Genomic DNA, 9,794 nt, shown 5'->3' on the forward strand with positions numbered 1-9,794 from the left:
AAGGCCGATCTCGGCAAATTTCATAAGATTATCATGTCCGGAAAAAGAGGTGACGCTCAGCCTTCCACGCAGGCGGCGCTGCGCGGGCCTTGGGCAAATAGCGATGAAAAGTCAAGAAATGGCGACGAAAAGCGCGATTAAACGCCTAATCGTCGTCGCGAACGGGAACCATCAGCCGAAACTTGTCGATCTCGCACTTAGCGCCCGTCCGCGCGTGGATCTGATCGCGATCCTCGCACAGCTTCCCGTCCTTGCTGCCCTGCATGTAAAAGCCCGCGTAAAAGTCGAGCGCACGGCAGCCGCGATTAAGCTGCGCGCGAAGCCGCTGTTTCTGCCGCGTGATGATGTCGATGCTGTCGCGCTGGGTCGCCTGCATCCCCATGATATTGCGCATCGCCACGCATTTGGGCGCTTTTTTCTCTTTCCACACGATCGGGATTTCGGTCGCCCGCCGCGACGGCATCGGTCCCGCGGCGAAGTTATTCAGCTGCGACCGCTGGGCGGGGACGCGAATGATCAGCTGTTGCTCGACCACCACTTGCCAGAAAGACGTGATCTGTTCCGGCGTCGGCGCGGTAAGCGCAATCAGGGGTTCGGGCGCCGTGACGAGTGACGGTGCATCGGCAGCGGGCGCCGCTACCGCAATCCACAGGGCCGCAGCCGTCAGCACCAGCGCGCTGCCGTTCCTTCGGCGTCCTGACAGAATTGCCTGCTCACTCGTCGCTCCCCCGCCCAAACGCACTGGACGACAATCGGATATTCATTCAATCCTCTCTTTAGCAAGGATCATTGAACATCAAATGAACTATATTCGCCCCCTTACTTCCGCAAGATCGGGATATGACGCATGAGCCGGGCGCCGTCGCCAGCGTTGCTCGACCGGCTCGCAGCGCTTTTGGGGCCAAAGGGCTATACGATCGACCCCGATATCATGGCACCATGGCTGACAGACTGGCGCGGTAAATATACCGGCCGAGCGACGGCGATGCTGTCGCCAGCCTCAACCGAAGAGGTCGCGGCTGTCGTTCGGCTCTGTGTCGAAGAACAGGCGGCACTGGTGCCGCAGGGCGGCAACAGCGGCATGGTCGGCGGCGCGACCCCCGATGCGGGCGGCAACCAATTATTGCTCAGCCTGCGCCGCATGAACCGGGTGCGTAGCATCGATACGGTGGCACGAATTGCGGTGGCGGAGGCCGGTGTGATCCTCGAAACCTTCCACCACGAAGCGCTCGCCCACGGTCTGCGTTTTCCCCTCACTTTAGGCGGCAAGGGGTCGGCGACGATCGGCGGCCTCGTCTCGACCAACGCCGGCGGCACCCAAGTGCTGCGTCACGGCACGATGCGCGCGCTGGTCGCGGGGATCGAGGCGGTGCTCCCCGACGGCAGCATCTTCGACGGCCTCGCGCCGCTCAAGAAAGACAACCGCGGCTATGACTTGCGACATCTGCTGTGCGGTGCCGAGGGAACGCTCGGTATCGTGACCGCCGCCAGCCTGCATCTCGTCCCTGCCGCCACAGCACGGCGGACAGCGTGGGTCGCCATCGATTCGCCTGAACGCGCCCTGCAGCTGCTCCGCCAGCTCGACGCCCATATCGGGCGCGAGCTAGAGGGTTTCGAGATCATCCCGCGCGCGTGCCTCGACGCGGTGCTGCGGCACATCCCGCAAACGCGCGCGCCGATGGCCGCCGAGTATCCTTGGCACATATTGGCCGAACTGGCGGGCAACGATGACGAAGCCTTGGGCAACGCGCTGGAACGCGAACTTGCGGTCGCGCTGGACGCCGGACTGATCCGCGACGTTGTGCTCGCAAAAAATGACCGGGAAAGCGATGATTTCTGGCGCCTGCGCGATTCCATTTCAGAAGCAGCGCGCGCCGAAGGACCGGCGTTGCAGCATGACGTCAGCGTTCCAGTCGATGTGATGCCGACCTTCATTGCCGATAATCCGGTACGGCTGACCCAGACGTTTCCCGGCGCCCGGGCGCTGTCATTCGGGCATTTGGGCGATGGCAATGTCCATCACCATGTTCAGCCCCCGGTCGACATTAACGGCGCCGCGTGGATTGCGGAGCATGGCGCCGCCGTCAGTCGGCTGGTTTATGCGCACGTGATCGAACTTGGAGGATCGCTGTCCGCCGAACACGGCATCGGCCAGATGAAGCGCGACGTCATGGCCGAGCTCGACAGCCCCGCCCGGTTGGCGGCACTGCGCGGGATCAAGACGGGTCTCGATCCGGCAGGGATATTCAATCCCGGCAAGCTGATCGCCTGAACCGCGCGCGCTGCGCACCATCGCCCCCTTGCGCCGTGCGGCGCAGGTCAATAAGGCGCGCTGTTATCTTTTGCGTCCCGGCTGGTCGGGACACCCTACCGGAGTTTTATCATGGCCACTGCGCCCGCCCCTGCCAATCTGCCGCTGTTCTACAAGGATCTGGTGCCGCTTTCGAGCGTCGATCATGTCGATTTCCACGCACGTCCGCTGGACAAGGCCGATTTCCTGGTCAACCAGCACGCGATCCCGCTGACGTCGGACGAATTCGTGTCGGCCTGCCGCTTCTTCCCGATCGTCTTTTCGGCGGGTGACAATCCGGTACCGCTGGCGCTGATGGGTCTCAACGAAGGTGTGAACACCTTTGTCGACGATGAAGGCAAGCTGCTGAATCCCGTTTATGTACCGGCCTATGTTCGGCGCTACCCGTTCCTGCTCGCCCGGTTGCAACAGGACTCGGAAGAATTGTCGCTTTGCTTCGACCCGACGTCGGGAGCAGTCGGAAAATTTGATGAAGGCGATGCGCTGTTCGAAAACGGCCAGCCCACCGCCCCGGTTCAGGCCGTCCTCGAGTTCTGCAAGAATTTCGAAGAAGCTGGTCAGCGTACCAGCATGTTCATGGACGAACTGAAAAAGGCCGATTTGCTGATGGAAGGCGAAGTCAGCATTCAGCAGGAAGGCAATGACAAGCCCTACATCTATCGCGGTTTCCAGATGGTCGATGAAAACAAGCTGCGCGAACTGCGCGGCGACGTGTTGCGCAAGATGATGCAAAACGGCATTCTCGGCCTGATCTTTGCCCATCTTTTCTCGCTGCAGTTGATGCGCGAAGTTTTCGCTGAGCAGGTCAAAGCGGGCAAGGTGCCGCTGATGCAGGAAGTCCCGGCGACTTAAGGAGCATAAATCCGATGGCCACCCTGGCAGAAACCACCGGCACCGCCGGATCGCGTTATACCAAGGTGGCCATCTGGCTCCACTGGCTGATCGGTCTGGCAGTCATCGCCAATATCGGGCTCGCGATGCTGACCGAGGGTCTGCCCCGCGAAACACAGCGGGCCGCGATGGATGTTCACAAGGCGCTGGGGATCGCCGTGCTGGTCCTGACAGTCATTCGGATTCTTTGGCGGGTGGGGCATAAGCCGCCACCGCTGCCCGCCGCGATCCCGACTTGGCAGCAGTGGCTTGGCAAAATCACGCATGTGCTGTTTTACGTGCTGTTGATCCTGTTGCCGCTGTCGGGATGGGTCTGGATGTCGGCGGCGGATCGGCCGATCGATTTCTTTGGCTTGTTCACGATCCCGACGATCGTCGCACCGAACGAGGGCCTGGCCGACGTCATGCACGACCGTCACGAAGTGCTGGGTCTGACCATGCTGGCGCTCGCCGCGGTCCACATCCTGGCGGCGCTGAAGCATCAATTTGTCGATCGCACCGGGCTGATCGGACGGATGAACCCTTTTTAACGCGCATGTTCGACGCGCACGGTTGCCGCGGCGTCAAAAGTCGATGGCAATGCCCTTCAGCTCCCAGTCGCCATAGCGCACCGGGTTTCGGCCGCCGGGCTGATCCTCGGCCTTTTCCTCGCGGATCGGCGCCGGGGATGGTACCGGGCTGGTGGTCCAGTTGGCAGGCGCCATCACATGCGCGGGACGCTTCGCCGCGCGCGGCGTGCCGCCAATCATTTCTGTTTCGCTGCGTTCGGCCATAAGCCGCACCATATAGGATTTTTCATGCCTCAAGCCAACCTCGCCGAACATCGTCATGACTGACCGCCCGCGGCGCCCCAAACAGCGCGGGCCGAACGAGCCCGACCCGGCGGGGACCACCACTCGCCGCGCCGCGCTGCGCCTCGTCGATGCGGTCCTGCGCCGCGGCGATCCGCTGGACGTCGCGATGCACGCGGCGGCGCAGGGATTGACCGGCGCCGATCGCGCCTTTGCGGTGGCCATCGCGTCCGAAACCTTGCGCTGGATGGTCGATATCGACGCGCTGATCGACAGCGCAACGGCGCAGATCCTGCCCGATGACGTCAAATCGCGCACCGTGCTGCGGATCGCGCTGGCGCAATTGCTCGTCCTCAAAAGCCCCGCCCACGCTGTGGTGTCGACCGCCCTCCCCCTCGTCGCGGGCGGCCCCCGCCGGCTGGTCCACGCGATCCTGTCACGCGCGCAGCAAGACGAATGGCGCTTGCCCGACCGCGCCACCCTGCCCCTGCCCACCGCCGAACGATGGGCGGAGCAATGGAGTCTGGCGATGGTCGAAGCCGCCGAAGCGGGCTGGAGCGTACCGCCGCCAATCGACCTCAGCTTCGCGACCGAACCCAGCCCGGACGAGTGGCCGGACGCGATATCACTCGCCCCCCGCCATCGCCGCCTGCCGCGTGGACAGGCGGTCGAGGCAATGCCCGGCTATCGCGAAGGCGGCTGGTGGATCCAAGATCTGGCGGCGAGCCTTCCCGCGCGTCTGCTGGGGCCGGGCGAAGGTCGCACCGTGCTCGATCTGTGCGCGGCGCCCGGCGGCAAGACGATGCAGTTGGCGGCCGCGGGCTGGCAAGTCATCGCCGTCGATTCCAGCGCCAAACGCCTCGGCCGCCTCAGCGACAATATGGCCCGCACCGGCCTGGCCGCCGATGTTGTCCAGGCCGACCTCCGCTCATGGGCACCGACAGCGCCCGCCGACGCGGTGCTGCTCGACGCCCCTTGTTCGGCGACGGGCATCTTCCGCCGTCACCCCGACGTGCTGCATCGGATCGAGCCGCGCCAGATCGCCGAAATGGCGGCGCTGCAAAGTGAATTGCTCGCCCGCGCCGCGCGCTGGGTCAAACCGGGCGGGGTTTTGATCTACGCTACCTGCTCGCTCGAACGCGCTGAGGGCGAGGATCAGGTGGCGACGTTCCTAAAGCATCACGCATCGTGGCGCGTCGATCGCGTGCGCGCCGACGAGCTGCCCGCCGGGATCGCCCCCGACGCCAGCGGTTTCGTCCGCACCCTCCCTGGCCTCCTCGCTGACGCCGGCGGTCTCGACGGTTTCTTCGTCGCCAGGCTGCGCGCGCCATAGCCGACAGGCGACGTCCGGGCTGGACAGCACGCAAAAGCCGTTTAGGGGCAAAGCTGATGGCGACGATCCCTCCCCCTGAAGGCGTAGAGCCGGTGATGCCGGAACCGGCGGCCAAAGTCCCTTCGCCGCTCAGCTTTCCTGATTATCGCTACTTCTGGGCGGCGCGCTTCACCGCAGTGATGGCGACGATGGCGATGGTCGTCGTCATCGGATATCAGCTCTACGACACGGCGCGCACCGATTATGGCATGTCGATCCGCGAGGCGTCGTTCCAGCTCGGCCTGCTCGGGTTGGTCCAGTTCGTTCCACTGGCGATCCTGACGCCCGTCGCGGGGTGGGTCGCCGACCGTATCGAGCGGCGCAAGGTCGCGATCTTCGCCAATATGATCGACCTTGTCATCGCGGTCCTGCTGGGCTGGTTTACCTGGACCGATGCGCTGACCTTGCCATTGCTGTTTGCGCTGGCCGCGCTGCACGGCGTCGCGCGCGTTTTTGTCGGCCCGGCGATGAGCGCGATCGCGCCCAATATCGTACCCCCCGCGGTCCTGCCGCGCGCCATCGCGATGAGCAGTATTGCGTGGCAGTCGGCATCGGTCGTCGGCCCCGCCGCGGGCGGGCTGATCTACGCTGCGCACCCTGCGGCGGTCTATGTCTTTGCGGCGGTCCTGCTTGCTCTTTCAGCGTTTACGATCAGCCGCGTGCGCCCGGTGCTGCCGCCACCCACCGAAGTGCGCCGCCATCCGCTCCGCGAAATGGCCGACGGGTTGCAATTTACCTGGCGCGAGCGGTTCCTGTTCGGGACGATCACGCTCGACCTGTTCGCCGTGATTCTCTCAGGCGCAACCGCGCTGCTGCCCGTCTTCGCGCGTGACATTTTACAGACCGGTTCGGAAGGCCTCGGCTTCCTGCGCGCTGCCCCCGCGGTCGGCGCGGCGGTCGTTGCACTTGGCCTCGCCTTCCGCCCGATCGAACGCAATGTCGGCGTCAAGATGCTGTGGGCGGTTGCTGCGTTCGGGGCCGGGACGGTGGCATTTGGCCTTTCGGCGAATTTCTTCCTCTCGCTTGGCCTGCTTGTGCTGATGGGCGCGGCCGATATGTTCTCGGTCTTTGTGCGTGGGACGCTGATCCAGCTCAACACCCCCGACCATATGCGCGGCCGGGTCAGTGCCGTGTCGGGTCTGGCGATATCGGCTTCGAATGAGCTGGGTGAGATGCGGGCCGGTACGATGGCCGCGGCGATAGGCCCGATCAGCGCGGTCGTTTTCGGCGGCGTAGCGGCGATTGGCGTCACCGCGCTGTGGGCGTGGCTGTTTCCCGAATTACGCCGCGCGCGGACCTTTGAACCACAATTCCGACAAAGCGATTAAGGTGGTCGCAATGTTCGAATGAATGTTCGGCGCTTCGTCGCAAAGCTGCGTCATTTCATCACATGGCTATTGTCAACTCAATCAATTGAGTTATGGTGACCCCACCCGTCACCGCGGTTCCCTTTGTCCCCCAAATGGAGCAGCCGTCATGCACAGCGCGACGATCCGCCACAAAATCCTGACTATCCCGGGCCTGAACAACAGCGGCCCGACCCATTGGCAAAGCCTGTGGGAGCATAAATTCCCGAACAGCGAGCGCATCGAACTTGGACGCTGGAACGATCCTGACAAGGATGAATGGGTGGCTGCGATCGCCGCCGCCATCGACGCTGAAAGCGAACCTGTGCTGATTGCGGCGCACAGTCTGGGCTGCCACGCCTTTGCGCACTGGTTCGCGGCCGCCAGTGCGCTGACCCGGACGCGCATCGCCGAGGCGCTGCTGGTCGCGCCGCCCGACCTGTCGCGTCTGCGCCACGAACATGGCGTCGCCGGTTTTGCCGATTCGCCGCCCTTCACGTCGCGGGTGCCGATGATCGTCGTTGCCAGCGATGACGACCCCTATGCGAAGACCGCCCATGTCTGGCGCCTGTCGCGGCATTGGGACGCGCGCTTCGTCAACGCCGGACCGTTTGGGCATATCAATGCCGACTCGTCGATCGGCGACTGGCCTTATGGACAGTATCTGCTCGCCTCGTTACAACCCGCGCCGACGCCGGCTCTGGCGGACGAGGCCCGCTGGCTCCGTGCCGGTGACTGGCCAAATCGCGTCCGCCGCGACCCGCGGTTCGAATTCAACGAAAGAGCGCACCGATCATGAAAGCCAATTCGATCCTCGATACCATCGGCAACACGCCGCACATCCGCATGGGCAAGCTGTTTCCGGACGCTGAAGTCTGGATCAAGTCGGAACGCAGCAATCCCGGCGGCTCGATCAAGGATCGTATCGGCCTCGCGATGATCGAGGCGGCCGAACGCGACGGCAGCCTCCAGCCTGGCGGCACCATCGTCGAGCCGACGTCGGGGAACACCGGCATCGGCCTGGCGATGGCCGCCGCAGTCAAGGGCTACAAGCTCGTCCTCGTCATGCCCGAAAGCATGTCGATCGAGCGTCGCCGCCTGATGCTGGCTTATGGCGCGACCTTTGACCTGACGCCGCGTGAGAAAGGAATGAAGGGCGCCATCGAGCGCGCGATCGAACTGGTCGAAACCACCCCCGGCGCATGGATGCCGCAACAGTTCGAAAATGAAGCCAATATCGACGTCCATGTCCGCACCACCGGTCCCGAAATCCTCGCCGATTTCAAGGACACGCCGATCGATGCAATTATCACTGGGGTCGGCACCGGCGGCCACATCACGGGTACCGCGCAGTTCCTGAAAGAACATTGGCCGAACCTGAAGGTGTTCGCAGTCGAACCCGAAGCCTCGCCGGTCATTTCGGGCGGCCAGCCCGCGCCGCACCCGATCCAGGGCATCGGCGCCGGGTTCATCCCGCGCAACCTTCACACCGACCTGCTCGACGGGGTGATCAAGGTCGATGCCGCCGACGCCAAGGCTTACGCGCGCCGCGCCGCAACCCAGGAAGGTATGCTGGTCGGCATCTCGTCGGGCGCCACGCTCGCCGCAATCGCCCAGAAACTGGCCGAGCTACCTGCGGGCAGCCGGGTGCTCGGTTTCAACTATGACACCGGCGAGCGTTACCTGTCGGTCCCCGATTTCCTGCCGGAGATCTGAGGCCAGACCATGCACCTCGACGGCGATCCATTGGCGTTGCCTGAAGGGCGCGATTGGACCGGCTGGCTGTTCGCGCTGTTGGCCGCGGTCGCCATCGGGATCGTGCTCTACGCCAGCGATACCAGCGCCGATCGGCTGCTGGCCGCGCGCCCGCATCCGGTTGCGCCGCCCGCCGATGTAATCCCTGAAGTGCTACCGATGGAGTTCGCACCGGTCGCCGAGGACGACGCCCGCGCCGCGAACGCGCGCATCGCGCTGATCACCAAAGGTTTCATTGCCGCGCGCCCTTTCATCTATGCCGGTGACGGCGATGCCAAAGCCCGCGCCCGCGATTGTCTGGCCGCGGCAATGATTTACGAAGCCGGGGACGACGCCAAGGGTCAGCAGGCAGTCGGTCAGGTCATCATCAACCGCGCCCGCCATCCGGCCTTCCCCAAATCGATCTGCGGCGTGGTGTTCCAGGGCTCCGAACGCGTCACCGGGTGCCAGTTCACTTTCACCTGCGACGGCGCCTTGAACCGCCGCTATTCCGACGCGGCATGGCAGCGCGCCCGCAATAACGCCGACCTGATGCTTTCGGGCGGCACCTATCCGCCCGTCGGCCTCGCGACCCATTACCACACCGACTGGGTCCGCCCCTATTGGAGCGACAGCCTCGAAAAAATCGCGATCGTCGACACCCATCTTTTCTTCCGCTGGCCGGGCTATTGGGGCACCCCCGGCGCGTTCCGCGGCGCAGTATCGGGCGGCGACGGCCCAGTCGCGAAACTCGCTGCCATCTCGCCCCTCCACGCCATGGCGCTGGGCCTGCCGACCGAGCTGGCCACCGGCGTCGATGCCAACGCCGCGGTCGGCGAAGCCCGCGTCGTCGTCGGCGCGGGGGAAGCGACAGGCCGCGACACCATCTACACCCAACTCGACCGCCGTGCCGCCCCCGAAAGCTTCGTGACCACCGCGCTCCGACTGTGCGGCGACAAGCCTTATTGCAAGTTCATGGGCTGGACCAACCCTGTGCTGAAACCCGACAGCGACGCAATGAGCGACACCCAGCGCGCCGCGATGACCTTTTCCTACCTGCGCGACGACAAGGCGGGTTTCGAAAAAGCGTTATGGAATTGCAGCGAGTATAAGCGCGACGATGCGCGGCAGTGCATGAAGCGGTAACCTAGAAGGTCTGCTTTGGGGTGGTTAGCGGACGTTGCCGATCCTCCCCGGAACGGGGAGGGGGACCAGCGAAGCTGGTGGAGGGGCACCATCGGTTTGCCTGGCCGGTGCGATAGTGCACCGCCGAACGGTCGCCGTTGAAGCAGTGCTTTTTGTCCGGCGCCACGTAAACCGCCTGTGCCCCTCCACCACCCTTCGGGTGG

At 64.4% G+C, this 9,794-nt stretch carries 10 protein-coding genes; 8 read left to right on the top strand and 2 right to left on the bottom strand.

Going from position 1 to position 9,794, the window contains the following annotated elements:
• Positions 1–145: 145 nt before the first annotated feature.
• Entirely contained in the window at positions 146–670 is a 525-nt protein-coding gene (locus VGN68_RS08210; RefSeq protein WP_327475634.1) for a hypothetical protein, read from the bottom strand.
• A 177-nt stretch (positions 671–847) separates the two neighbouring features.
• On the opposite strand from VGN68_RS08210, the gene VGN68_RS08215 reads away from it, so the two are divergent.
• From VGN68_RS08215 to VGN68_RS08225, 3 genes are all read left to right on the top strand, one after another.
• Positions 848–2,272 carry an FAD-binding oxidoreductase gene (locus VGN68_RS08215; protein ID WP_327475636.1) on the top strand — a complete coding sequence of 475 codons (1,425 nt, stop codon included), beginning with the start codon at positions 848–850 and terminating at the stop codon, positions 2,270–2,272.
• A 111-nt stretch (positions 2,273–2,383) separates the two neighbouring features.
• Positions 2,384–3,163: a SapC family protein gene (locus VGN68_RS08220; protein ID WP_327475638.1), complete on the top strand. Its 780-nt coding sequence runs from the start codon at positions 2,384–2,386 to the stop codon at positions 3,161–3,163.
• A 14-nt stretch (positions 3,164–3,177) separates the two neighbouring features.
• Positions 3,178–3,732: a cytochrome b gene (locus VGN68_RS08225; protein WP_327475640.1), complete on the top strand. Its 555-nt coding sequence runs from the start codon at positions 3,178–3,180 to the stop codon at positions 3,730–3,732.
• Between the two features lie 33 nt (positions 3,733–3,765).
• Here VGN68_RS08225 and VGN68_RS08230 read toward each other — a convergent pair whose 3' ends face one another.
• A complete protein-coding gene (locus tag VGN68_RS08230; protein WP_327475642.1) occupies positions 3,766–4,032 on the bottom strand; it encodes a DUF1674 domain-containing protein in 267 nt (88 codons plus the stop codon).
• Here VGN68_RS08230 and VGN68_RS08235 point away from each other — a divergent pair.
• The 5 genes from VGN68_RS08235 to VGN68_RS08255 all read left to right on the top strand — a co-directional run bounded on the left by VGN68_RS08235 (position 4,031) and on the right by VGN68_RS08255 (position 9,591).
• On the top strand, positions 4,031–5,326 hold the full coding sequence (locus VGN68_RS08235; protein ID WP_327475644.1) for an RsmB/NOP family class I SAM-dependent RNA methyltransferase: 1,296 nt from the start codon (positions 4,031–4,033) through the stop codon (positions 5,324–5,326). The genes VGN68_RS08230 and VGN68_RS08235 overlap by 2 nt on opposite strands.
• 56 nt (positions 5,327–5,382) lie before the next feature.
• On the top strand, positions 5,383–6,693 hold the full coding sequence (locus tag VGN68_RS08240; RefSeq protein WP_327475646.1) for an MFS transporter: 1,311 nt from the start codon (positions 5,383–5,385) through the stop codon (positions 6,691–6,693).
• Between the two features lie 148 nt (positions 6,694–6,841).
• Positions 6,842–7,510: an RBBP9/YdeN family alpha/beta hydrolase gene (locus VGN68_RS08245; protein WP_327475648.1), complete on the top strand. Its 669-nt coding sequence runs from the start codon at positions 6,842–6,844 to the stop codon at positions 7,508–7,510.
• Complete coding sequence (cysK, locus tag VGN68_RS08250; protein ID WP_327475650.1) at positions 7,507–8,427, top strand: cysteine synthase A; 921 nt, start codon at positions 7,507–7,509, stop codon at positions 8,425–8,427. Before VGN68_RS08245 ends, cysK begins: the two co-directional genes overlap by 4 nt.
• A 9-nt stretch (positions 8,428–8,436) precedes the next feature.
• Positions 8,437–9,591, top strand: a complete 1,155-nt coding sequence (locus VGN68_RS08255) for a cell wall hydrolase (protein WP_327475652.1) — start codon at positions 8,437–8,439, stop codon at positions 9,589–9,591.
• Positions 9,592–9,794: the final 203 nt, after the last annotated feature.

The organism is Sphingopyxis sp. (assembly GCF_035998965.1).
Taxonomy (GTDB): domain Bacteria; phylum Pseudomonadota; class Alphaproteobacteria; order Sphingomonadales; family Sphingomonadaceae; genus Sphingopyxis.

What these genes read in the sequence shown, in the direction of transcription:
- VGN68_RS08215 (WP_327475636.1), top strand. Translation starts at nt 848, where the DNA reads ATGAGCCGGGCGCCGTCGCCAGCGTTGCTCGACCGGCTCGCAGCGCTT.
- VGN68_RS08220 (WP_327475638.1), top strand. Translation starts at nt 2,384, where the DNA reads ATGGCCACTGCGCCCGCCCCTGCCAATCTGCCGCTGTTCTACAAGGAT.
- VGN68_RS08225 (WP_327475640.1), top strand. Translation starts at nt 3,178, where the DNA reads ATGGCCACCCTGGCAGAAACCACCGGCACCGCCGGATCGCGTTATACC.
- VGN68_RS08235 (WP_327475644.1), top strand. Translation starts at nt 4,031, where the DNA reads ATGACTGACCGCCCGCGGCGCCCCAAACAGCGCGGGCCGAACGAGCCC.
- VGN68_RS08230 (WP_327475642.1), bottom strand. Translation starts at nt 4,032, where the DNA reads ATGACGATGTTCGGCGAGGTTGGCTTGAGGCATGAAAAATCCTATATG.
- VGN68_RS08240 (WP_327475646.1), top strand. Translation starts at nt 5,383, where the DNA reads ATGGCGACGATCCCTCCCCCTGAAGGCGTAGAGCCGGTGATGCCGGAA.
- VGN68_RS08245 (WP_327475648.1), top strand. Translation starts at nt 6,842, where the DNA reads ATGCACAGCGCGACGATCCGCCACAAAATCCTGACTATCCCGGGCCTG.
- cysK (WP_327475650.1), top strand. Translation starts at nt 7,507, where the DNA reads ATGAAAGCCAATTCGATCCTCGATACCATCGGCAACACGCCGCACATC.
- VGN68_RS08255 (WP_327475652.1), top strand. Translation starts at nt 8,437, where the DNA reads ATGCACCTCGACGGCGATCCATTGGCGTTGCCTGAAGGGCGCGATTGG.